18 protein-coding genes and 1 tRNA gene are annotated in these 23,418 nt (G+C 43.0%); 9 read left to right on the top strand and 10 right to left on the bottom strand.

Annotated features, from left to right (window positions below; all coding sequences use genetic code 11):
- Nucleotides 1–40 precede the first annotated feature (40 nt).
- Together Q0R52_RS02280 and Q0R52_RS02275 are read left to right on the top strand one after the other, a co-directional pair.
- Complete coding sequence (locus Q0R52_RS02280; RefSeq protein ID WP_295791699.1) at nucleotides 41–1,075, top strand: LacI family DNA-binding transcriptional regulator; 1,035 nt, start codon at nucleotides 41–43, stop codon at nucleotides 1,073–1,075.
- A gap of 381 nt (nucleotides 1,076–1,456) precedes the next feature.
- Nucleotides 1,457–2,338, top strand: a complete 882-nt coding sequence (locus tag Q0R52_RS02275; RefSeq protein ID WP_295791697.1) for an inositol oxygenase family protein — start codon at nucleotides 1,457–1,459, stop codon at nucleotides 2,336–2,338.
- Nucleotides 2,339–2,411: 73 nt separating this feature from the next.
- Here Q0R52_RS02275 and Q0R52_RS02270 read toward each other — a convergent pair whose 3' ends face one another.
- The 3 genes from Q0R52_RS02270 to Q0R52_RS02260 all read right to left on the bottom strand — a co-directional run bounded on the left by Q0R52_RS02270 (nucleotide 2,412) and on the right by Q0R52_RS02260 (nucleotide 4,785).
- Nucleotides 2,412–2,861, bottom strand: coding sequence for an SRPBCC domain-containing protein (locus Q0R52_RS02270; protein ID WP_295791695.1), 450 nt, complete (start codon nucleotides 2,859–2,861; stop codon nucleotides 2,412–2,414).
- A 63-nt stretch (nucleotides 2,862–2,924) separates the two neighbouring features.
- Nucleotides 2,925–3,755 (bottom strand): AraC family transcriptional regulator, encoded by an 831-nt coding sequence (locus Q0R52_RS02265; RefSeq protein ID WP_295791692.1) that lies wholly within the window; start codon nucleotides 3,753–3,755, stop codon nucleotides 2,925–2,927.
- Between the two features lie 142 nt (nucleotides 3,756–3,897).
- Nucleotides 3,898–4,785, bottom strand: coding sequence for an AraC family transcriptional regulator (locus Q0R52_RS02260; RefSeq protein ID WP_295791690.1), 888 nt, complete (start codon nucleotides 4,783–4,785; stop codon nucleotides 3,898–3,900).
- A gap of 212 nt (nucleotides 4,786–4,997) precedes the next feature.
- Here Q0R52_RS02260 and Q0R52_RS02255 point away from each other — a divergent pair, with 212 nt between their 5' ends.
- Both Q0R52_RS02255 and Q0R52_RS02250 read left to right on the top strand, forming a co-directional pair.
- On the top strand, nucleotides 4,998–5,831 hold the full coding sequence (locus tag Q0R52_RS02255) for a phytanoyl-CoA dioxygenase family protein (protein WP_295791689.1): 834 nt from the start codon (nucleotides 4,998–5,000) through the stop codon (nucleotides 5,829–5,831).
- 222 nt (nucleotides 5,832–6,053) lie between these two features.
- Complete coding sequence (locus Q0R52_RS02250; protein ID WP_295791687.1) at nucleotides 6,054–9,173, top strand: DUF5107 domain-containing protein; 3,120 nt, start codon at nucleotides 6,054–6,056, stop codon at nucleotides 9,171–9,173.
- A gap of 21 nt (nucleotides 9,174–9,194) precedes the next feature.
- On the opposite strand, the gene Q0R52_RS02245 is transcribed toward Q0R52_RS02250, so the two are convergent.
- Nucleotides 9,195–10,724: a glycoside hydrolase family 32 protein gene (locus tag Q0R52_RS02245; protein ID WP_295791685.1), complete on the bottom strand. Its 1,530-nt coding sequence runs from the start codon at nucleotides 10,722–10,724 to the stop codon at nucleotides 9,195–9,197.
- A gap of 374 nt (nucleotides 10,725–11,098) precedes the next feature.
- On the opposite strand from Q0R52_RS02245, the gene Q0R52_RS02240 reads away from it, so the two are divergent.
- Complete coding sequence (locus Q0R52_RS02240; RefSeq protein ID WP_295791683.1) at nucleotides 11,099–12,064, top strand: hypothetical protein; 966 nt, start codon at nucleotides 11,099–11,101, stop codon at nucleotides 12,062–12,064.
- Nucleotides 12,065–12,100: 36 nt separating this feature from the next.
- Entirely contained in the window at nucleotides 12,101–13,882 is a 1,782-nt protein-coding gene (locus tag Q0R52_RS02235; RefSeq protein ID WP_295791682.1) for a hypothetical protein, read from the top strand.
- 321 nt (nucleotides 13,883–14,203) lie between these two features.
- Here the strand turns inward: Q0R52_RS02235 and Q0R52_RS02230 are convergent, their stop codons facing one another.
- The 4 genes from Q0R52_RS02230 to Q0R52_RS02215 form a co-directional block, all read right to left on the bottom strand.
- Nucleotides 14,204–15,196: a virulence protein RhuM/Fic/DOC family protein gene (locus tag Q0R52_RS02230; RefSeq protein WP_295791680.1), complete on the bottom strand. Its 993-nt coding sequence runs from the start codon at nucleotides 15,194–15,196 to the stop codon at nucleotides 14,204–14,206.
- 262 nt (nucleotides 15,197–15,458) lie between these two features.
- Entirely contained in the window at nucleotides 15,459–16,697 is a 1,239-nt protein-coding gene (locus Q0R52_RS02225; protein WP_295791678.1) for a site-specific integrase, read from the bottom strand.
- Nucleotides 16,698–16,999: 302 nt separating this feature from the next.
- A tRNA-Val gene (locus tag Q0R52_RS02220) sits at nucleotides 17,000–17,074 on the bottom strand.
- Between the two features lie 193 nt (nucleotides 17,075–17,267).
- A complete protein-coding gene (locus Q0R52_RS02215) occupies nucleotides 17,268–17,579 on the bottom strand; it encodes a hypothetical protein (protein WP_295791677.1) in 312 nt (103 codons plus the stop codon).
- Between the two features lie 595 nt (nucleotides 17,580–18,174).
- Here Q0R52_RS02215 and Q0R52_RS02210 point away from each other — a divergent pair.
- Both Q0R52_RS02210 and Q0R52_RS02205 read left to right on the top strand, forming a co-directional pair.
- Nucleotides 18,175–18,873 (top strand): ferritin-like domain-containing protein, encoded by a 699-nt coding sequence (locus Q0R52_RS02210; RefSeq protein WP_295791675.1) that lies wholly within the window; start codon nucleotides 18,175–18,177, stop codon nucleotides 18,871–18,873.
- A 12-nt stretch (nucleotides 18,874–18,885) separates the two neighbouring features.
- Nucleotides 18,886–19,746, top strand: coding sequence for a ferritin-like domain-containing protein (locus Q0R52_RS02205; RefSeq protein WP_295791674.1), 861 nt, complete (start codon nucleotides 18,886–18,888; stop codon nucleotides 19,744–19,746).
- Nucleotides 19,747–19,801: 55 nt separating this feature from the next.
- Here the strand turns inward: Q0R52_RS02205 and Q0R52_RS02200 are convergent, their stop codons facing one another.
- Nucleotides 19,802–20,266, bottom strand: a complete 465-nt coding sequence (locus Q0R52_RS02200) for a thioredoxin family protein (RefSeq protein WP_295791673.1) — start codon at nucleotides 20,264–20,266, stop codon at nucleotides 19,802–19,804.
- A 92-nt stretch (nucleotides 20,267–20,358) separates the two neighbouring features.
- The gene (locus tag Q0R52_RS02195) at nucleotides 20,359–22,116 is read right to left on the bottom strand and encodes a DUF6600 domain-containing protein (RefSeq protein WP_295791671.1); all 1,758 of its coding nucleotides are present in this window, start codon (nucleotides 22,114–22,116) and stop codon (nucleotides 20,359–20,361) included.
- Nucleotides 22,117–22,339: 223 nt separating this feature from the next.
- Here Q0R52_RS02195 and Q0R52_RS02190 point away from each other — a divergent pair, with 223 nt between their 5' ends.
- Nucleotides 22,340–23,296, top strand: a complete 957-nt coding sequence (locus Q0R52_RS02190; RefSeq protein WP_295791668.1) for a 2-oxoglutarate and iron-dependent oxygenase domain-containing protein — start codon at nucleotides 22,340–22,342, stop codon at nucleotides 23,294–23,296.
- Nucleotides 23,297–23,418: the final 122 nt, after the last annotated feature.

The following is a 23,418-nucleotide window of genomic DNA, read 5'->3' as shown; positions in this document are numbered from 1 at the left end:
GAAATAAACTTCTATTTAGTTACGTCCACAAAAGATGAACATGAACGATGAGTCTAATGATCGCAAGATCAATATGAAAATGCTTGCGAAGGAGCTGAACTTGTCGATTGCTACAGTGTCGAGGGCGCTTAAAGATAGTTATGAGGTTAGCGATCAAACCAAAGCCAGGGTTAAGGAAGCTGCGGCCCGTTTAAACTATGTGGTGAATACCCAGGCCAGCAGTCTCAGGAGTCATAAAACTTACACGCTGGCCATCGTTGTTCCTGAAATAGGGGATAGTTTTTTTACCCAGGTTATCAATGGGATCGAAAGTGTGGCCGACAAGAAAAAATACCGGGTACTCATCTGCATGACACACGATAGCTATGAGCGCGAAATCTCGGTTATCAATGAATTGACGAATGGCCGTGTTGATGGGGTTTTAATTTCCGTTGCAAGTAACACGCGCAATGGCGATCATTTTAATGCCCTCAAACGGAAAGGTATTCCTATACTTTTTTTTGACCGCGATTTTAAAGAAATTAACGCTGCAAGCGTAAAAACTGATGATTTCGAAAGCGCATATAACGCGACCTGCCATTTACTGGATAATGGCTGTAAAAAGATCTCGTTGATAACAGTGCGGGGAGGTGTCTCAATCTTTTCTGCTAGGGAAGAGGGCTATCGGCAAGCCTTGATCGATAATCATAGCAAACCTGGATTACCGGACATTATTCATTGCGCGAATGAACATTCAGACGATAACATTGCTATGATCCGAGATCACCTGTTGAAGGCCCGGCCGGATGGGCTTTTATTGACGGTTGAGCACCTTTCGACTGACGCCTATACAGCTTGTCAGCTGCTCGGCTTAAAAATTCCTGCCGATATAAAAATAGCCTGCTTTACCACCCAGCTTACCGCCGGCATCCTCAATCCTGCATTGACCACTATTCAACAACCTGCGTTTGAGATGGGCCAAAAGGCTGCGGAACTGCTTATCGAATACCTAACCTACAAATACATCCAATTGGAAAACCAGCATTTGGTTTTGCCGTCTCGGCTAATTTTAAGGGATTCAACAAGTTTGACGTGACCAGCCTGGAATGGCTAACATGGGTAAATCAAAATTGTCGCATATCACCAGGTGTTCCTAACGGAACACACTATCAATTCATTAATATTTTTCTACCGACCAAACGTCCCTAAGGGACGAAGCTCTAGTGTGCTCCATAGGAGCACTTCGTCGGTAGAAAATTCACGAAGAGGTTTTACGTTCCATCGGAACGTTTCGTGACTTAGCGACAATCTAATTTGCACCTGGTCTAACAGCAATGCTGCATATCGTAATCCTGTTGATTTAAAATGTAAACGTTTACGTAAATAAATCTGGCTAATCCATGAGAAACGCTCCTTTTTATTAAGAAATTTGATAGTAGGCTTACTACGAAACCAATTATCCTATTTATTAAATATCATGAGCAAGATCACACAAGCACAGGATCAAAACCCGTTGGCATCTGTTGATGAATGGGAAGATGATCTGTTAGTCCGTTATCCTGATGCGGACGCTATAGCAGCTGGGCGGGATACGGCGGCGTATCGCAACTATGAAGCTACGCTCAAAGATACCGTTAGAGAATTTTACCGTTTACAGCATATTAACCAGACCTATGATTTTGTGCTGCAGAAAAAAGAGCAATATTTAAAATTCGACAAAAAGGAGATGTCGGTTTGGGATGCGTTTGATTTTTTAAATCAATTGGTTGACGATTCAGATCCTGATACCGACCTTGATCAGTTTCAACATCTGCTCCAAACCTCCGAAGCTATCCGGGCTGATGGTCGCCCCGACTGGATGGTGCTTACCGGCTTGTTCCACGACCTTGGGAAAGTGCTTTGCCTGTTTGGTCAGCCGCAATGGGCAGTAGTAGGAGACAGCTATCCTGTGGGCTGCGCTTTTTCCGAGAAAATTGTTTTCTCTGAATATTTTACAGATAACGCAGATCATTGCGATCCGCACTTCAATACCAAATATGGCGTGTACGAACCCAATTGTGGTTTGGATAATGTGCACATGACCTGGGGGCACGATGAGTATATTTATCACATGATGAAGCCTTATCTCCCGGAAGAGGCGCTTTATATGCTTCGTTACCACTCATTTTACCCACAACACCGGGAAAACGCTTACAGCCACCTGATGACAGCGGACGATCACCGTTTATTTAAATCGGTTGCGCTGTTCAATCCCTATGATCTTTATTCAAAAAGTCCCGAAATTCCGGACTGGAATAAGCTGCGACCTTATTACGAGGATCTTGTAGCTAAATATTTGCCGGCAACATTGAAATTTTAAAAGGGCGGGTATTATTAAGCTTCAAAGTTTCTAAACGCTGCCTGCTATAGGGGGCTAAGCCTTTCTGTTCGCATTAAATTGTTGGTGCACGAAAAACGCCTTCTCCTGTAGTAAAATAAGACAATAAGCTTGTTTTTATCCAGTGGGTCCAGCCTGGTGCGCAGTCTTTGTAACACTCAACTTCGGGCGTAAGGCCTTCATGCGTAAAGTCCACAGTGGTTACACCATCAGTTTCAGTAACATCAAAAATTATTTTAGTGTCGGCCCATTCTTTTTTGTTGGCATACCAGGGCATATTACAATCGGTAATTAGCCAAACAACCCTTTCACCGGGAATCAGTTCTGCTACGGTAAAGTCGAAGAATGAGTCTCCGCCCATCTTTACTACAAACTGATCATTTTGTTTTTCGGAACTTCCGCTAAAGGTTATTCGCCACCAGCCGGGTACATTGCTAATCTTTTTGGTCGCCTCGTCGGCACTAATGTTTGCAGAAATACTGCTGTTAAAATCGTTCTTTTCCATCTTATTTATTTTTTAAAACAAAGATGGGGTGATTGCAACTTCAGGTATTGTACAAATCGGAAGTCAGCTCGTATAGTGTTTGGTGGCGAGTTCGTTCATGCTGTTTTGAAGATCGGTTGGGGTCGATCCGGTGAACCTTTTAAATGCCCTTATGAAATGAGACTGGTCGTGATAATGATGGTAAATATGCTCCTTTAGGCGCTGATAATTGGCCCCGGCCGAGAATGCCCCGTAAAATTGTTTGAACCGGACTATTTCCGAAAGGTTTTTTGGCCCGGTGCCCAGGTGTTCCGAAAATTTTGCATGGAGCCAGCGCGAGCTGTAACCGGTTTCTTTTTCAAGTTGTGCAACGCTCAGAACGCCGGCGGTGCCCGATATCCTATCGATGCAATAATCATAAATCGGGTCGGCCACGGTTTTCTCCAGTTGCTTGATCAGGAAGTTTTGCAGGAGCTGCAATTTCAGCGTTATTGAATTTGCATCAACAAGCCGCGATTGAAGTTCTTCTGCGTATTTACCGATCAGCTCCGGCAGTTCAATAATTTGATTTTTAACTTCGGCATATGATAAATGAAAAAAACGATACGCTCCAAGCGGATTGAATTCGATGATGATTGTGCCGGTCTGCGCATCTTGCTGGGCGTCAAGCATAACAGGCGAATCGATGAGGCCGGTTAAGCTTAGTTTATTTTCGCCCTGGATAAATGTTTTGTCGCCGATGCCGGCTACGATACCGTTACGATAAGTAAGCGTTAATTTGAAATTTGCATTTGGGACGATCAGTTTTCTATCCTCCGCGGGAAGACGGCCGCTGCTTTCAAATACGTGTATTTTTGCAACGTATGGGCTTAGCAGCGGATGTGGCGTGATAGGAATGAATCGGAAATCTGTCATTTGCTGCCTCCCGCAAAGTATCAATGATGTTTAAAGATAAGCGTATGAAAGGCTTTCTCCAATTTTTATTGCATAACGTACTGTAGTTGCAGGTTTTTCGCTGGTATTAAGCGGGATCTTTTTGATCCGCCAAAATAGTTTCTTACAAAAACGTTGTATTCAGCCTTCTGAACTCTTTTGGAGGGACACCATTTTTCTTTTTAAACAAACGCGAGAAATAGAATATCGAGTCAAACCCGGTTTGCCATGCAATTTCGTTGATGGTGAGGTTGGTTGATGTAAGTAACTCTTTTGCTTTATCTAACCGTAAATCAAGCTGGTACTGATTGGGTGACAGACCGGTAACTTGTTTGAAGATTTTCCTGAATTTTGAATAGCCCATCGGCAGTTCTTTTACCATTTCTTCCAGGTTAACGGGTTTTTCTATTGATTCCTGCAGCAGGAACTTGGCTTTTGAAATCAGCTTGCTTTGGTTGTCAGTGGCATAAGCATGGTATTTACAAACCGCGTTTAGCAGGCCCAATATCTGCAGGGTAGTACCGGTAATCATTTGCCGGTAACCCGGTTCGGCTGCTGCAACAGTTTTTATAAGCGTGTGAAACAGTTGCAGCAACTCCTCGTTCATGCCTGCATCAATAAACGGATTATCGGCAGTAAACGTCCCGTTTTTCATCAGTTGGTCGGGGTAACTACCGTTAAAGCCAACCCAATATTCTTCCCAGCCCGATTGAGGGTGTGGTTTATACCGGTGCCAAACGCCGGGAAACAGGAAAAAACAGGTGCCGGCCTTAATTGTGCGGGCCTTGGTTTTTGCTGATTCAAGTACGCCCTCGCCCCGGGTGATAAATACAATATAGTAGCCGTCCAAAATCCTTCCTTTGTCCCAGGTAAAAGAATGGTCCATTGGGTGTTCACGGTTGTTGGGATAGTTTTTGTTAGGAGGCACCCTGGCAGAGCCAACTGTGGTGACAAAAAAGCCCCATTCCTTTTCGGTATTGCCTACATTAATGTATTTGCGATAATTCTGCATTTACGCGTAATTAATTTAAAATGGTTTGTCAAATAGGTTAAAGGTAATTGGCTGCAAATTATAGATGTGCTTCAAAATTTGCGATGATACTGTCAAATATATCAACTCAAATATCAAAAAGTATAAATATTTGCTGTTTTTGTTAAAGTGAAAAACGGCGCCGGTTGTTTAGGTTTGTTTTAACCAATTATTTATACCAAACCAATTTATTTATGAATACTACGATAACACCAGCACAGGTTGATTTTTACCAGGAAAACGGCTATGTAATTATTGAAGATTTCCTAAACAGCGCCGAACTTAAATTATGGCGCGAAGCGGTAGCAACTGCAGTTGATGAAAGAAACGGACAGAAAATTCCCGGGAGGGCTGGCAAAATAGGCGAAGATGATGGGATCAATAAAGATTCGGAATACCTGGCCAAGGTTTTTGATCAGCTGATAAACCTATGGCAGACTAACGAAAAAGTTAAGGAACTGATGTTTAACCCGGCAATAGGGGAGATGGCGGCTACGCTGGCACAGGTTGACGGGATAAGAATTTGGCACGACCAGGCCCTGTTTAAAAAGCCATGGGCAAACCCCACATCGTGGCACCTTGATACCCCGTTCTGGTCGTTTTCCGACCGTAAGGCCTTGTCGATATGGGTAGCGCTGGATGATGCTACTTTTGAGAACGGTTGCCTTTTCTTTATCCCGGGTTCGCATAAGGAAACCAGTTTTGAAAACCCCGGGATTGGCAGAAATATGGATTCAATATTTAATTTTTATCCCTCATTTAAAACGTCGCCATCGGTTGCGGCTCCAATGAAAGCAGGAAGTTGCTCTTTCCATAACGGCCTTACCATTCACGGCGCCCACGCAAACATGACGCCCGGCTCGCGCAGGGCTATGACATGCGCTTACATGCCCGATGGCAATACATTTAACGGCATACAAAACATCCTTAGCGACGAGGCCATTGAAAAGTTAAAAGTTGGCGATTTGCTGAATAACGACGAGCAAAACCCGCTTATTTACAGCACAGCCACTCACCGCAGTTTGTAAATGGTTACTGGCGCATAAATCGCCGGTACCTTTTTTTTAAACCCCATTTCAGTTAAATAGTTATAACGCAAACGTTTGTGCGGTCAAATGCTAATGCTTTAATTGGTATGAGCTTAAGTATAGCTTATTTTCGTAATAGTTAGGACCATAAATTGAGTTCAAACCTTAAAACAAATAAGCTCTCCTTAAATTTTTAACATACGTTTTAAATATTTCTTTGGCATGAAAAAAGTATTTCTGATCATTTCCCTGGTGGTAACAGCTGTGGTAAATTCCTATGCGCAGGAAGGTGCGGTGATAAAGGAGTATAACAAAAGTTTTACCACCTATCCTTTTTCAGACCCTAACCCGATACCGGTAAATACCAATATTTATCCTTATTTCAGGTATGATGGTTTTACCGATAAGCCGGTTCAGAAAGAATGGAAAGTGGTTGAGCTGGAGAATAAGTATCTTAAATTGATGATAACGCCCCAGATAGGGGGTAAAATATGGTCGGCTATCGAAAAATCTACTGGCAAATCGCTCATATATTACAATCACGTTATCAAATTTCGCGACATAGCGATGCGCGGACCATGGACAAGCGGCGGAATTGAGCCAAACTATGGCATAATTGGACATACGCCAAATACTGTTACTCCCGTGGACTATCTGACCCGTAAAAATGACGACGGGAGCGTAAGCTGCATTATTAAAGTTCTTGATTTACTCACCAGAACGACTTGGACAATGGAAATAAATCTGCCTGCAGATAAGGCTTATTTTACCACCAAATCATTCTGGTATAATTCAAACGTGGTAGCAGAACCATATTATCATTGGATGAACACCGGTATAAAGGTAGACGGAAATTTAGAATACATTTTCCCGGGAACGGGCTTCCTGGGCCACCAGGGAGAGCATGGCGATTGGCCTGTCAATAAACAAAATGGCAAAAACGTTTCGTGGTATAAAAACAATGATTTCGGGGGCTACAAATCGTACCACGTTTTTGGAAAGTACACCGATTTTTTTGGGGCTTACTGGCACGACGACAATTTTGGCATGGCGCGGTATGGTGGTCATGAAGATAAGGCGGGCAAAAAAATATGGATTTGGGGCCTGTCGCAACAGGGAATGATATGGGAAAAGCTGTTAACCGATACCGACGGGCAATATTCCGAGATCCAGTCGGGCAGGTTGTTTAATCAAACAGCCGAAAAAAGCACCTTTACCCCCTTTAAACATAAAAGCTTTGTACCTGGCGCCACCGATACATGGACCGAATATTGGTACCCGGTGTTAAACACAAAAGGGTTTGTTGAAGCCAATAACTATGGCGCTTTAAATGTAAGATATGAAAACGGCTGGTTAAAGGTGTATTTCAACCCTGTTCAGAAATTGGACGAAACGCTTGAGGTAAAACAGGGCGATAAAATAGTCTATTCAAAAAAAGTTGAACTAAGGCCGCTTAACACTTTTATCGATTCTGTTAAAATGAATACAGCACCCGGGAACCTGGTCATTACGTTAGGAGGTGACAAGCTAATTTATAAGTCGGATCCGGACGCATATAATTTAAGCCGCCCGCTTGATATGCCAAAAGATTTTAACTGGAACTCTGCTTATGGCTTATATGTGCAGGGGCAGGAACTTGCGGATGGAAAGATGTATCCCCAGGCAGAAATTAAGTTAACGGCAGCCCTTGATAAAGATCCCGATTTCCTTCCTGCTATTATAAAAATGGCCGAACTGAAATATCGTAATATGAATTACAATGAAGCATTGCAACTGGCAAAAAAAGCGCTCAGTATCAATACTTACGATGGTGCCGCCAACTATTATTATGGAGTTGTAAACGCGCAGTTGGGTAACACTATCGATGCCAGGGACGGGTTTGACATTGCCGCTTTATCAATGGATTACAGGAGCGCCGCCTGCAACGGCTTAGCCAGGCTGTATTTAAAGGAAAAAAACTGGGATAAGGCAAGCCATTTTGCCGCAAAAGCACTTGATTTTAACCGGTTTGATGTGGCAGCCTTGCAAACCGAGGCGATTGTTTATCGTTATAAAAACAAAAAGACTGATGCAGAAAATGTACTGGATACGATATTGTCGTTCGATCCGCTGAACCATTTCGCACAGTTCGAAAAATATTTACTGCATCCGTCCGAAGAAAGCAAAAACAGGTTTAATTCAATGGTCCGCGACGAACTTCCTGTGGAAACTTACCTGGAACTGGCCATGGGCTATTACAATATCGGGTGCTATGACGAATGCGAGAAAGTTTTGCAGATGGCCCCGCAAAATGCTTTGGTAGAGTATTGGCTGGCGTTTTTACAGGATAAACAGGGTAAACCATTTTCGGCGGGTTTAGATAAAGCGAATAACGCATCACCGGCTTTTGTATTTCCTTTCAGATCTGAAGACGAAGCCGTGTTGGTTTGGGCTAAAAATCAAAGTACTAACTGGAAACCCAAATATTACCTCGCGCTTTTATATCGCGACAGGAACCGAATTGAGGAAAGCAGAAAGCTATTTGCCGAATGTGGAAACGAACCGCAATTCGCGCCCTTTTATGCTGCACGCGCCGCTACGGTAACGGGAGCTACCGAACTAACCGACCTCAAGAAGGCGGTAAGCCTTGAGCCTGTGGAATGGCGTTACACCAAGCTACTATGCGAATACTATGTAGCCCATCGGCAAGTACAGGATGCGTTAAATGTAATTCAACCTTTTTACCGCGGTCACCCCGATAATTATATAATAGGCATACTTAACGCGAAGGTGTTATTGCTGGATAAACGCTATAAAGAATGTGCTGATTTATTGGCTAATATTAACATTCTGCCGTTTGAGGGAGCAACTATTGGTCGCGAATTATATCACCAGGCCCAATTAATGCTGGCAGTTGATAATATGGCTGCCAAAAAATATACCCCGGCATTAGCCTATATTGATGCTGCAAGAAAATGGCCGCAGAATTTAGGTGCCGGCAAACCATATGACGTAAATACAGACGAACGCCTGGAAGATTGGATGACCTATAGCTGTTATCTGCAAACGGGAAAGAATAAGGAGGCATCGGCGCTTTTACATAAGATCATTGATTTTAAACCTGAAATGGAGAACGGTGTTATTAATTTTCTGCCTGCCAACGATCTTGTAACAGCGTTGGCGATAGAAAAACTCAGCGGAAAAAAAGAAGCCATTAAATGGTTAAATGGCCAGGCTATTCGATACCCTGACAATAAAATAATCGCATGGTGTAAGGAAGTATTTAAAAATCAGCACCCAGCTACGACCAACAGGAATGATGCAAAAATTCAAATATTGAAACAATTAGTGCAGGTAAAATAATGCTCATTTGTCGGCGGTAAATTAATGCCCTGTCTTTTGCCAAATTGATTTTAATGGCAATAATTTCAAGTTTCTAATAATCGCCCCCCTGTTATTTTGGATCTGCAATTGAGTAAAGGTCTTGTGCGGGAAAAAGATACTCGTCATCGCAGTTAATCCATTGTCTGCAAACAATTCAACTGATGATACATCAATTACCAATTCAATATTTGATGACGATGTATTGCTGGTTAACCGGGGTGCAAACGCTGTTTTGGCAAATTCCGCATTGAAATCAATTTTTCCTGATTTTGCCCTGTCTATATAATATTGTTTTTTAGTGTTGTCGTAGCCGATAATCAATTTCTCCCCTACATTATTTGAAAGTATTACCGAATAATCATTGATCTTGTTGATATTGAATTTCAGGATGAATTGATCCGGGATACGTTTAGCGCTCTTTCCTGTTAACAGGCTATTATTTATATCCATAGGCGCGCGCTCAATGTTCGCTAACTCTCTCACGGGATTAGATGTTAACAATATTTTACCATCTACCTGTCTTAGCCCAAGTTCTTTGGGGATGGTCATTGCATTGCGCCATTTTTCAGTGGGTACCTGGTTGGCATATTGCCAATTGCTCATCCAGCCTAAAAATATTTTACGGCTGCCGGTATTGCTCCACGTAATGCCCGCATATTCATCGGGGCCGTAATCAGCCCAGCGAATGTCATTATCCATTGTGGTAAACTTATTGCCATCAAATTCACCGATAAAGTATTGCGTAGCCGATCCCCCATTAGGCCCGCCCGGATTAAGGTTTACTATCAATACCCAATAAGTTTTGCCATTTAATTTTAACGGAAACAAATCAGGGCATTCCCATACTCCGCCGTGGGCACCAATTTCTTTACCAAATTCACTTTCTTTTTTCCAGTCTTTCAGGTTAGGAGACGAATAGAATGTGATATGATCGAGCGTTGCCAAGGTCATCACCCACTTTTTCTCTTTGCCATACCACGTTACTTTTGGGTCGCGGAAGTCCTTAATTCCAGGGTTTTTCAAAACCGGGTTACCGTTGTATTTTGTCCATGTATTGCCTTCGTCTAAACTATAGGCAAGACTTTCATTTTGAAAATTATTTTTACCTTCTTTCTCTCCTTTTGGGTCGTGGTGTGTAAAAATGGCAACTAAAGGAACTTTACCATCCTTGCCGAACCCGCTGGTATTATTGGAATCGACTACTGCGCTGCCCGAAAAGATGTAACCCAAACTATCGGGGTATAGCGCAATGGGCAATTCCTTCCAATGCATCAAATCCTTGCTTGTGGCATGCCCCCAGTGCATCGGCCCCCAAATAATATCTTTTGGATAATATTGAAAGAACAAATGGTAGGTGCCTTTATAATATACCATACCGTTTGGGTCGTTGGTCCAATGCGCTTTAGGAGAAAAATGTACCTGTGGCCGATGAGCGTCCCGGTAAGGTTTACCAGCCAATGTTTGTGCCTTTGCAAAATGGCATATTAATATACCCAACACTAAAAACCAAGCATTACTTATTTTTTTCATAGAAATTTTTCACTAAAGTATGGTGATGCTTTGACAATGATTACATTCTGAATTAAAATGTTTTCCTAAAGAACCATGTATTAAAGTTACCGATATCCAATCGGTTATGTTTAGTCAGCTGACTGTTATTTTTTAATTTTTGAAAAATGTTTACCCGTGGCAGTGGATGGGTATATATTAACAGAGGCGCGCTTGGGTTTTTTGATGCTACAACGGTAAAAAAATGGTCGCCCCGATCAGTAATTTGTTTATAATTTAGTACTATAATATTCTAATAATTGAAATATAATACAATATTGTATTATATCCGCATCGGAATTGAGATGTCTTGATTTCATAATGCTTTAAACTTGTGGTGCGCGTCGATATGAATATTGATAACGGTAGGGCCCATAGTTGAGCCGGTAATATTTACGTTTACGGCATACGGAAATACGAAAGATAATTTTGATCTGCGAAATCCCAATATCACTATAAACGATTTGGTTTATACCATGTCTTCCAGTCCGACTACAGATGTATGGGGCGGTGACAATGTAACGCTAACATGGAATATTGAAAGCGCATCAGCAGTAAGTGTATCACCTGCAATTCCAAACGGCCCCTCGCTGCAAAACCTTTCAGGTTCGGCGGTTGTGAATCCATCGTCTGGAATAACTTATCTACTTACCGTTTCAGGCTTTATTAATAACGTACCGGCCCTAAATCAAATCTTGCCGGTTGTGCTAAACGTCCAACCTATAGTTTTAACCGGCTTTACCATATCGCCGGCAGTGATCAACCCCGACTCCGGGTCCAGCTCAGGTACCTTACAATGGGATACGCAGGCTCAATCTGTATCCATCGATAACGGTTTAGGCGCCCAATCGGCTGTGAGCAGCGCTGTATTAAATAACCCACCCAACGGAACAGTTTATACTTTAACAATTGGGTCAAATGAATACCCCGACCAGCAAACGCAGCAGGTCACCATTGCCAACACCTACGGCCCTTATACTTTTAATGCTTTTAATGCAGGGCCTACCGGACTACAATTCAGCATACCAGATCCGGGGCCGATGGCTAATTTAAAACAAGGACTCGACGGCGGGTACCTGGCAACGTTTACGGGCGTGATCGCTATGGGCACTATTCCCCCTGGTTACCTGGCAATGGCCGCTTGTGACGAAGATCCATGCCTTTTTTTGGTTTTGCCCTGGCCAGTGACGGGACCCTCCGTAACGTTCGAATGGGCGGACCCTAATGATCAAACAGGGACAATTATCCTGTACCCTCCGCCCTATGGCGGGCTTGGAAAGCTAAATGATGGACTGAAAATGCTGAATGGTTTACTGCATTGAAAAGCAAAAAAACTAAAATTTAAAACCTTATACACCATGAGCAAATCAACAACTACCAATGCATCGTTAAATATCACCATCAATCCGGGCACGGTTTATATCTCAACCAACCCCGATCAATCCAGCTATGCCAACCTGGTGGTAACGGTTGAAAACACCGGTCAGGACAGCTTATCTGTAAATGAGATAGCGATTACGCTTCCTCCCGTGCTGGCCCCCGCGAATAGTTTAAACAGCATAACGCCGGTTGCTGCGCAAGCAAGCTTATGGAATTTCCGCGCCTCACAGTTCACGTCAGGAGAGTTTGATGCTACCGCAGTTTCGGGCAATGATGTTCAAATGAACGCCGGCGATATTTGGCAGTTTACTCTTCAAAATGTAACGCTGACAAACAGCACTGCTGTACCTTCGGCTGATGTAGACGTAGTGGTTACTTTTGGCGACGCGACCAGTTTTCCAAAATCGCTGAATGTAAATATCGACGCTGCTGTTGCCAGTATTATTTCGTTTAATTCGCAGCCTGCCAATATCACCCCCGGTGGACTTACCGCGCTTAGCTGGCAATGCGAAAAAATAACTTATTGCGTTATCACCCCAATTAGCGACAAGCAGTTGGCATCGTCAGGCTCGCTCAATGTAAAGCCTAATTCTACCACGGTTTATACTTTATATGCCTATGGCGATGGGGTTATTTTATCGGCACAGTGGGCGGTATCTGTGGCCAATGCACAGGTTATTAACTTCGGCGTAAACGGACAAACGAATATTGATTTGGGTGGCACCGTTAACCTGGTTTGGGCCTGTAACCAGTTTACCGAAAACATTGCAATTATTGCCAATAGCGGGGTAACTATTCCGCCTTTAAATACCGGCGGCAATACACATGTCAAAGGAAGCGTTTCGGTTGGCCCCATAACGGCGCCCACAACATTTACGCTGTATGCATACGGCAGCACCCACGAAAATTTTAACACGTCGACCGCTGTTATCAGTATAAACAACGTTACAGTTACCCTTAGTGCAACTCCTGGTTCAGGGCTTTGGGTTGGCGATGCTATTACGTTCAATTGGGCGATCACCAACGCTTTGAGTGTAAATTTTACTCCTGCAGTAACAAATGGACCGTCGTTGCAAAACCTTTCCGGCTCCGCGGTATATGATCCCCCCATCGGCGTTACCAGCCTGCCCTGTACGCTTACAGTAACGGGGTTTGGAAATGACTACCCGGTAACTATAACTAATAATCCGCCAATTGTACTGGCGTTTGAGCCTGTTACCTTTAACAGCTTTACCATATCGCCGCAACTGATAATACCGCAGACAGGGCCTAACCAGGCTACCCTAGCCTGGAATACACAGGCACAGCTGGTAACAATTAATGATGGCGTAGGTACGGTAAATGCAAATGGCTCTACAGTGGTGAATAGCCCAGCCAACGGGTCTGTGATTACTTTAACAGCAGGAACAAATCAACATCCCGGCTTGCTAACACAAACTGTGAATGTTGTTAACGCTTACGGGCCTTTTACTTTTACCCAATTTACCTGGCCTGCCATTGCACCTTTTGGTGTATTAAAGATAGCCACCGCTATAAATTGCCCGGACATCGTTTCTTTCATTCCGTACAAGTTCATGATACCCCTTCAAATAACAGTCACCGGTTTAACATCAGCCGGACAGCAATGGGGACAAAATATTTCAGGCGTAACGGTAATGCCCTTTGGCGGTGGATGGTGGTTTGTGCTGCCGTTAACTCCTGTTGCATGGGCCGACCCTAATAACCCAACGGGAACAGTCACGATCATCGGAATCGATTAAAATTATTAGACCTGATAAGCCGTGCAAAATATTTGCGGTTACCGGCCACGATATAATCCAGGATCACCGGGTGCAGGTGACGGATGATAGCGTTTACCAGCCAAGTTACTTTCGCTTACCACGCAATAGGTAAATATCAGATTGGAGGCACCACATCGTCAGGGTCCACATTTTTACCGCTGTCTTGTGGGGCTATCTCCTAGTGGCCTGCTGGCCCCTCAAACTGGAGTGGCTGCAGGCTACATTGTATAGGATTTCAGAAAAACATTCAATTTGCTTTTTGGTGAACTCGACGAAGAAATAATATTGTGTAATGGCTTATCAGTTCTTTGAATTGATAAGATTGACTACCACTTTTACCATAATGTCTTTTTCTTCGGGCTTACTTTCAGCGATCATCAGCGTAAGCGCTACCAGCGCATTATCCGCAATGCGCTTTGTTCCGTCAACTCTGTAAAGTACCCGGTTTCGTTCCAGAAACCACACGAACAAGTAAGCTGCAATGCGCTTATTTCCGTCGGAAAAGGAATGGTTTTTTACAACAAAATATAGAAGATTAGCAGCCTTTTCTTCAATTGTCGGGTAAAATTCTACGCCGCTGAACGATTGATAAATCGTACCAATTGAGCCTTTAAAAGAATCGTCTTTTTCATTGCCAAATAAAGTGCTGCCACCGAATTTGTCTTTCAGGTCTTTAATGGCTTGCATTGCTTCGGCATAAGTGGCCACGAATAACTGTTGATCTGTCGTACCTTCCAGCACTAATGCCTGGTGATCGTACTGGTCCAGGATGTCTAATGCATAGCTATAATCGGTAATGACATTTAACAAGCCAGTTGCTTCCTCGGAGCTCAGTTCTTTATTTCTGAGTACATTGCTTAAAAGAGTGACCGTTTGTTTTAATTCATTGAACTTTTCTGCCTGATCTTTTAATTTCTGTTCGTTAATGGCATAACCCTTCACCAGGTAGTCTTTCAGGACTTTATTGGCCCAGATACGAAACTTTGTGCCGCCCGGGGATTTTACTCTGTATCCGACAGATATGATTACGTCGAGGTTGTATTTTTTTACCTTTCTGGTAACTTTTCTTTTTCCTTCTTCCTGAACTACCGAGGATTCCTCGGTAGTTGACTTTTCCTCTAATTCGCCTTCATTGTAGATGTTCCTGATATGCAAGCCGATTGTATCCGAATCTTTTTGAAATAATTCGGACATCTGCCTTTGATTTAACCATACAGATTCGTCCTTTAATTGAACTTCAATATTGGTTGAATTTCCCGGATTCTGGTATATGATGATTTGATCGTTATTCATGATTTTTAAATTTAAGAGTTTTAATGCCAATAATTATTTGTCTTGTTTCCGCAGACGATTAATTCTGATTTAAGTTTTATCCATCAGATGCTGTATATCCGCACCAAGGCTGCAACCGAATACCTTTGCACAAACTAGGGCAGTGACAATCCTGGAATGTCCCCGCATTTTTCTGTCTCAGGTTGCTGCAATTGCGGAACCAGCGACACGAGGAGTTTCAGTCATTTTGTATACTGGAGCTGATTTAATAACATCCATATGTTTAAATACAGTGACTCAACTTATTCCTTAATTCAGCCATGTCTTCACTAACTTTTTTCTCCAGCACACGGGCATAAATTTGTGTCGTAGAAAGTTTATTGTGCCCAAGCATCCGGCTGACGGTTTCGATTGGAACACCATTAGATAAGGTTATTGTTGTAGCAAAAGTATGACGTGCGACATGGAAGGTGAGGTTTTTGCGCACGCCGCAGAGGTCTGCTATTTCTTTCAGATAGCTATTTACTTTTTGGTTTGAGATTACTGGGAACACTGTTCCTTTTTCTTCAGCCCGAACATTATTACGATATCGGTTGATTATTGCTTGTGCCTTGGGCAAAATTGGGGTGTTAACCGGGATAGATGTTTTTTGCCTGTTCGTGTGTATCCAATTCTCCCCATCAATTCCTTTTACAATATGGTTGTTTTCCAAATTAGCCATATCCACATATGAAAGACCGGTATAGCAGGCAAAAACGAAAAGGTCCCTAACCATTGATAGTCGCTCAACCTCAAATTTCTTTTCTTCAATTGCCTTTAATTCAAATTCAGAAAGGAAGTCCTTATCCACCCGTTTTTTTGTCATTTTGAAGCCTTGGAAAGGGTCGGAGGGAAGCCATTTTAATTTTACGGCGAGGTTAGTCATTTTCTTTAGCCTGACAATGTGCTTTAGTACGCCATTGGTGTCCATCGGTTTTTGATGGTCTTTTGGCTTATGGTTGTAAAGAAACAATTCAAAGTCTGAAATGAATTTATAATCAAGAATTGTTAGATTAACATCGGGTTTATTAAATTTTTGTTGAAAGAACTTGATCAGGTAACGCTGGGTGACCAAATAATGTCGCATCGTGCCGGCAGCGAGTAATGTTACGCCTTGCTCATTGTGGTAAGCTATAAGCTGCGCAAATGTGATGGGCTTATCTTCATCCACATTTCCTAAGAAAGCGTTTTTAATGGCCTCTAAAGTTATCCTTGCGCCACTCAATTCGAGTTCTTTATAGTGGTTTTTTATGATTATCCGGATTTCATCCAGGTAATTGTTGATTTGCCGCCCTTGTTTGGTAGTTGATTTTCCGCATCCTTTGGCGGTATCCCAATGGATAAGTTCGGCCTGACAGTTTTTTAAGGCCATATAGGCCTTGTCGCCGTCGACAGCGATTCCTACAAAGACAGGTGCTTTACCTTCTTTAACACGTTCACTCCTGATTTTGAAGTGGATTCCAAATTTGTTTGTTGCTTTCATTTCTTCAATTGTTTTTGACACGATTTGTTTACAGTTGGATTTGAAGCATTTTTGGTACTCCAAATACCGTATCAAACAGCGCTAAAACGCCTCTATTTTTATTGATTTTTATGGTGTTATACCATTGTAAATCAATTAGATGCAGCGTTTTAGAGTACCACAAAAGTACAAACCAAAATTTGGTACTCACTTTGGTATCATAAACATTGAAAAGAATTGGTTAGAATTGATATGGGTTTAAACAAAAAACCCTGTAAATCAAGTGATTTACAGGGTTTCGGAGGTATTTGTTCTCCATTTTGTGGGAGTTACTGGGTTCGAACCAGTGACCCTCTGCTTGTAAGGCAGATGCTCTGAACCAGCTGAGCTAAACTCCCTTTGCTTAAACTTTGAAGCCTCGTGCTTCCTCCGTTTTGGGAATGCAAATATAGGATGTATAGCTTATTCTTCAAAAAATAATTTAAAATAAAAAGTAGCAGGTTGATTTACAGCGCAATTAATATGAAATTAACTTTTAAAGAGGTTGAATTTAACGCGATTCGGCCTGAATTATGCCCTTTTATTTAGCTTTTACATCGCAACATGCTGTCCCGGCCTGGGGTCGTCGGGCAATATTTCCATTTCGGGGAAGTCTATATACTCAGCATACCATTGGATGGCACTTACCACGTCGAGTGCGTCTTCTGCTACGATGTTTATGGTTTCAAAGGCATATAGTTTTTTTTGGGCGTAACCGTATAGTTGTATTTCGTTGCTATCCGGATTAAATTGCTCTTCACTGAGGCAAAATACCCTAATTTTTAAACGTGTGTCGCGAGAATGGATAATATCCCTGCAGGGGTTATTGGGATCGGTGGCTAATAAATAAACATTGTAATCCATATGAGTGTAACAACGTTAATTGGTTATGGTTTCGTGATAATAGCTTTAGATTTAACTTGTTAATAAATAATATCTCGTTGTAAATTCTACGCTTTATGCCCTGAGTAAAAAAATACTACATATTGGGTAATTAATTGCTCGTTTTATTTCCCTATTGGAAACATTTAAAATATTTGAGCGTACAAAGCAAATATATAAACTGGCATTGCTTTTGAGTTAATGTTAGTGCCCTTCCAAAAGGGTTGTTTTTCATAGGTAGATGTAGGGCCGACAAACTGCGAGAGTTTTTCGGCCTTTTTTTATCCCTTCTGTTTTTTAGTCAATCATCATCTAACAGCTATTGGTTTAAATAGTTTTCTTCAATTAAATGTTGCACGTCGGTAACCGTACAAGCTAAAACTTTTAGAATAGTCGTAAATGTTGTGTTAATTAAATTTTTAATATGGAACAAAATCTTGTTACGTAAGGTTTTCTGTATAAAAAATTGATATTCCTGAAGCGAGTGTTTTATAATTAAAAGTTAAAAACCAAATCTTACTAAAGCTACGTAACTACCAAAAACATCAATATCAAATAATTAAACATTTACATCACTATGAAAACAGAAGAACTGGAAAAAGTAGAAAACGCAAACATGGCTAGGAGGTCGTTTTTGCGCTATGCCGGCGTGGGTGCGGCATCTGTAGGGTTACTAGCCACCGCGGCATGCCACAAAAACTATTACCACGATTATAGCCCAACCGCCGGTGTGGACATAGGTTCGGGCGATGACGGAATATTGAATTATGCATACGCATTAGAGCAATTGGAGGCAGCGTTTTATACTCAGGTTATATTAACGCCTTATTCGGGCATAAGTGACAGTGAAAGAACTTTATTGACAGAAATTCGCGATCACGAAATTTTGCACCGTGAATTTTTCAAAGCGGCGTTAGGGCCTAACGCAATAAAAGCATTAACGCCTGATTTTAGAAAGATCGATTTTAGCAGCCGTTCGTCTGTTTTAGGCGCTGCAATGGCATTTGAGGATTTAGGTGTGCAGGCTTATGATGGTGCCGGGTACCTGATATCAAACCCGGACTATTTAACGATTGCCGGAAAGATTGTTTCGGTTGAAGCGCGGCATGCAGCATTGATCCGCAATTTAATCGCTCCCGGAAATTTTGCCGGAAGCGATGTTGTAGATACAACAAACAGCTTAAATGCATCAACAGAAATTAAGGCCGTTCTGCCAATAGCAAACACATTTCTTAAATCAAAAGTTAGCGCAAAAAATTACGGTTACACCGCTTAATCCAAAAATATCATGAATTTATTTAACATAATAGAAGAAGTAGAAAAAGTAGATCCTGAAGTTTACGGCCGTTTAAGTGATCGTCGTAGCGTGATCAAAAATATTACAAGCTTTGGCACCAAGGTGGCTGCGGCCGCACTGCCGTTTGCTGTCGGGACGATGTTTCAAAAAGCTTATGCACAATCGGGGGCGAAGCCTACCGTGCTCGAAATACTAAACTATGCCCTTACCCTTGAATACCTGGAATCTACATTTTATAATGCAGGTTCTGCTAAAGGAACAGCGCTAATACCTGCGCAGGCAGCCAGTTATTATTTTAACCAGGTTACAAAAGACGAAAATAATCACGTTGCCTTTTTAACTACTGTAATTAAGTCACTAGGGGGGACACCGGCAGCAGTGCCAACGTTCGACCTAACCGCTGGCAATGGCTCGGGTAACGGCCCGTTTAAGGACGTTTTAACCAACTATCAAACATTTTTGGCTGTTGCGCAAGCCTTTGAAGATACCGGCGTGCGTGCATATAAAGGCCAGGCGCAGTACCTTACAGGTGAAAGTAACAGAGTGGTTTTAACCGCTGCACTATCAATACATGCTGTTGAGGCGCGCCACGCATCGGCTATCCGCCAGATACGCGGGTTAACCCCTTGGATAACCAGCACAGCAACGTTAGGTAACGACACCGGGATTGCCCTTGTTAACGGAAATTACGATGGTGAACAAAATGTGATCCAGGGTGGGGTAGACGTTACTACGCTTAAAGGTGCAAATGGAGGGGCAACATCAGTTGCGACAGCAACTGCTGCATTTGACGAACCGTTATCAATGAGCCAGGTACTTGCCTTACTAGTAGGAAGTTTTATAGTTCACTAACTCTCAATAATTTTATTTGATCTAATCATTAAGCCGGGCGCCGCAAGTGCCCGGTTTATTTTTTTAATGCCTCGCGGCCAAACCTTATCAGTTCGCTTGCTTTTATAAAGCCCACTGTGCCTAAGACGGGCTTTCCTTTCGGGTTGAATATGATCATAGTGGGGTAGGCCCTTAACTGCCATTGCTGAGCAAGCTCGGGCCCGCGGCCTTTTTCCATATCAATGGCTACATTTATAAAATTGGCGTTGTAAAAGGCTGCGGCTTTATCATCAGTAAAGGTTTGCTCTTTAAGCATTTTGCAGGGGCCGCACCAGGTAGCGTATGCATCAACAAAAATATATTTATTTTTTGCCGCAGCCTGCTTCAGTGCTTCATCCCAGGAGTTTTCGATAAAAACAATGTGCGAAGAATTGTTAGCAGCAAAGGGAGCGGTGTAGTATTTAATACCCGCAACAGTAACCAGGATTACAGTTAGTGCTGTGGTAACGTATTTAAAAAGCGAAGTAGAAAACCGGTTCATTGAAATTAGTTAGGGTATAAAAATAGCACCTGTAATTCAATTATAACTACAGGTGCTGTTTTTTATTATAAATTAATTAACAGCGGCAATTGTTATTCGTGTTGGGGCTGATTTGTCCGTGGCTTTGGCTGCTGACGTTGTTTTTCTAACTGCTGCTGGCGTTGTTGCGCCTGCTGCGCTTGTTTTTGCGCAGCTTGTTGTTGTCTTTGCTGAGTCAATTGCGCCTGTTTTTGCTGAGCCTGCTGTTGACGGGCCTGCTCCAGCTGCTGTTGTTTTTGCTGAGCCTGCTGTTGACGGGCCTGCTCCAGTTGCTGTTGTTTTTGCTGAGCCTGCTGTTGACGCGCCTGCTCCAGCTGCTGTTGTTTTTGCTGAGCCTGCTGTTGACGAGCCTGTTCCAACTGCTGCTGCTTTTGCTGGGTCTGCTGTTGACGTGCCTGCTCCAACTGCTGCTGTTTTTGCTGAGTCTGCTGCTGACGGGCTTGTTCCAACTGCTGTTGTTTTTGCTGAGTCTGCTGTTGACGGGCCTGTTCAAGCTGCTGCTGTTTTTGCTGAGTCTGCTGTTGACGGGCCTGTTCCAACTGCTGTTGTTTTTGCTGGGTCTGTTGCTGACGAGCCTGTTCCAACTGTTGTTGTTTCTGCTGAGTCTGCTGCTGACGGGCCTGTTCTAACTTCTGCTGTTTTTCCTGGGTTTGCTGTTGACGTGCCTGTTCCAACTGTTGTTGTTTCTGCTGGGTCTGTTGCTGCCGAGCCTGTTCCAACTGTTGCTGTTTTTGCTGAGGCTGCTGCTGACGAGCTTGTTCCAACTGCTGCTGTTTTTGCTGAGGCTGCTGCTGATTTTTCTGCTGTTCTTGTTGTTTTTGCTGTGCCTGTTGCTGGCGTTCCACCGCAGGGTTTGGCCTGTTGGCAGGCTGGGCCGGGCGGTTAACTGCAGGGTTTACACGTACAACCTTATTGTCTGGTTGCGGGTTCCTTGCAACCTGGGCAAGCCGTTGAGCATTTGCGCGGTTATATGTAGGCGCGCCCCTGTCGCGGCGTGCAATTGCCTGGGCAGGGTTTTCCCTTCGATATGCGTTTGCATCAATTACACGGGCTGGCCGCGCGTTTGGTGCTTTGTTAACAGCAGGCCGGTAAATGTTTACAATATTGTTTTCAACCCGAACAGCGCCTGGCCGCCTGTCGTTATTGATTTTGTAAATCTGCGGCGCCTGGTGTGTGTAACGCTGTATCTCACGCGGACGGGGGCCGGCAATATACGTGGTGTTATTATTAATGTATGTATTATTAATGATAGTTGTATTGCGTATAATGGTCACTGACCTGGTCGGCGGAACATAATAGTTGGAAATATTAGGCCTGTTGATATAAGCTTCGGGTGCACATACCCAATAATGATCGGGCACATGGTAATTGCGGCCCAAAGAAATACTAATAGTTATCCCTGGTTGCAGCGGGGCCCAACCATAATAACCGCGACCGTGCCTCCAACTTACCCAAGCTGGTGCCCACTCGTGGCCAGGTATCCATTCCCAGCCATAATAATCATCATAACGCCAGCGGCCGTAGTGGAATGTCGCCCATCCCCAGCGATAGTCTGACACCCAAGTGTTACCATATTCTGTTACTACCCAGTGCCCGCGTGTGGCATAAGGCCTGAAGTCTTCATCTACATTTGGCACCCATACGTTACCATACTGTGGGTCGCTTACCCAGGTGCCGTCGGGATCAAGGTCGTCGTAAAATTCCTGGTCCGAAATATACTCATCTCCTTGTGCCTTGCTATGTTTGGGGACTGCTATAAATAGTAGCAAAGCCAATAGGCCGGTTCCCCATATCTTGTTTATTTTTTTCATGATTTTAATAATTTTTGCCAGGTATTTATAAATGCCCGGCGTAACGTTTTAAATAGGGTATAAATGTTCAGACAGGCAATAACCTAAAAGGTAAAGCGTCTTTATTGGTATTTATTAAAATTGTCAGATTAGGGATGGATATATGGCTGGCTCTCTATTTCCACATTTTCTTTATAACTATTTTTTATTTAAATAGTTTTGCGAAACAATTAAACAGTGCAAAATGGTAAACATCCCAAGACTTGATTTAAATTTATATATAAACGGAAGCGGTGCCCAGCGTAAGCAATTTTCGGACGATATTGGCAAGGCTTTTAACGAGACCGGCTTTGTAACCATAACCAACCACGGAATGGATAAGCAGCTGATAGATAAACTTTATGAGGATGTAAAAGCGCTTTTTGCGTTACCCGATGATATAAAAGCGAAGTACGAAGTGCCCGGCCTTGCAGGCCAGCGTGGTTATACCGGTAAGCAAAAAGAAACAGCCAAAGGGTTTACCGCCCCTGATTTAAAGGAGTTTTGGCAGATTGGCCAGACTGTAACAGACAACGACCCTGTAAAAGACGAATACCCGGCCAATCTTGTAGTTGAGGAACTGCCATCATTTAACGACACTACTTTAGAAGTTTATAAAAAATTAGAATGGGCCGGTCAGCATTTATTAAGGGCGATATCTGTTTACCTGGGGTTGCCCGAGAACTATTTTGATGATAAGGTGCACAATGGCAACTCAATATTGCGTACGCTGCATTATTTCCCTATAACTAATCCCGATGCCTTACCGGATGACGCGGTGCGTGCAGGTGCGCATGAAGATATAAACCTGATTACGCTGCTTATCGGCGCCAGCGCCGACGGATTGGAGCTGCTGACACGGGATAACAAATGGTTCCCCGTTAAAGCCTATGGCGAGGACCTGGTAGTTAATGTGGGTGATATGCTGCAGCGTTTAACTAATAATAAGCTGAAATCAACCACACACAGGGTGGTAAATCCGCCGCGCGAACTGATGAAAAATTCGCGCTATTCGGTGCCGTTTTTTCTTCACCCGAAGGCCGGGATGGATTTAAACTGCCTTCCGCAGTGTATTGATGAAAACCATCCTAAACAGTATGAAAATATTACTGCCGGCGAATACCTTGATGAGCGACTGAGGGAAATTGGACTGAAGAAGTAGGTGAAAGAGATCAGCGGTTGGAGATCAGAGATTAGGAAAAATCCTCCGGCCTCTGTTCTTCAACTGCTAATTTCCTGTCACTTTCCTAAACTAACGGCTAATCACCAATCTCTAATCACTAT

This window comes from Mucilaginibacter sp., from assembly GCF_025359345.1.
Lineage (GTDB): Bacteria > Bacteroidota > Bacteroidia > Sphingobacteriales > Sphingobacteriaceae > Mucilaginibacter.
This window is presented reverse-complemented; position numbering and strand designations above follow the sequence as displayed.

What these genes read in the sequence shown, in the direction of transcription:
- Q0R52_RS02280 (WP_295791699.1), top strand. Translation starts at nt 41, where the DNA reads ATGAACGATGAGTCTAATGATCGCAAGATCAATATGAAAATGCTTGCG.
- Q0R52_RS02275 (WP_295791697.1), top strand. Translation starts at nt 1,457, where the DNA reads ATGAGCAAGATCACACAAGCACAGGATCAAAACCCGTTGGCATCTGTT.
- Q0R52_RS02270 (WP_295791695.1), bottom strand. Translation starts at nt 2,861, where the DNA reads ATGGAAAAGAACGATTTTAACAGCAGTATTTCTGCAAACATTAGTGCC.
- Q0R52_RS02265 (WP_295791692.1), bottom strand. Translation starts at nt 3,755, where the DNA reads ATGACAGATTTCCGATTCATTCCTATCACGCCACATCCGCTGCTAAGC.
- Q0R52_RS02260 (WP_295791690.1), bottom strand. Translation starts at nt 4,785, where the DNA reads ATGCAGAATTATCGCAAATACATTAATGTAGGCAATACCGAAAAGGAA.
- Q0R52_RS02255 (WP_295791689.1), top strand. Translation starts at nt 4,998, where the DNA reads ATGAATACTACGATAACACCAGCACAGGTTGATTTTTACCAGGAAAAC.
- Q0R52_RS02250 (WP_295791687.1), top strand. Translation starts at nt 6,054, where the DNA reads ATGAAAAAAGTATTTCTGATCATTTCCCTGGTGGTAACAGCTGTGGTA.
- Q0R52_RS02245 (WP_295791685.1), bottom strand. Translation starts at nt 10,724, where the DNA reads ATGAAAAAAATAAGTAATGCTTGGTTTTTAGTGTTGGGTATATTAATA.
- Q0R52_RS02235 (WP_295791682.1), top strand. Translation starts at nt 12,101, where the DNA reads ATGAGCAAATCAACAACTACCAATGCATCGTTAAATATCACCATCAAT.
- Q0R52_RS02230 (WP_295791680.1), bottom strand. Translation starts at nt 15,196, where the DNA reads ATGAATAACGATCAAATCATCATATACCAGAATCCGGGAAATTCAACC.
- Q0R52_RS02225 (WP_295791678.1), bottom strand. Translation starts at nt 16,697, where the DNA reads ATGAAAGCAACAAACAAATTTGGAATCCACTTCAAAATCAGGAGTGAA.
- Q0R52_RS02215 (WP_295791677.1), bottom strand. Translation starts at nt 17,579, where the DNA reads ATGGATTACAATGTTTATTTATTAGCCACCGATCCCAATAACCCCTGC.
- Q0R52_RS02210 (WP_295791675.1), top strand. Translation starts at nt 18,175, where the DNA reads ATGAAAACAGAAGAACTGGAAAAAGTAGAAAACGCAAACATGGCTAGG.
- Q0R52_RS02205 (WP_295791674.1), top strand. Translation starts at nt 18,886, where the DNA reads ATGAATTTATTTAACATAATAGAAGAAGTAGAAAAAGTAGATCCTGAA.
- Q0R52_RS02200 (WP_295791673.1), bottom strand. Translation starts at nt 20,266, where the DNA reads ATGAACCGGTTTTCTACTTCGCTTTTTAAATACGTTACCACAGCACTA.
- Q0R52_RS02195 (WP_295791671.1), bottom strand. Translation starts at nt 22,116, where the DNA reads ATGAAAAAAATAAACAAGATATGGGGAACCGGCCTATTGGCTTTGCTA.
- Q0R52_RS02190 (WP_295791668.1), top strand. Translation starts at nt 22,340, where the DNA reads ATGGTAAACATCCCAAGACTTGATTTAAATTTATATATAAACGGAAGC.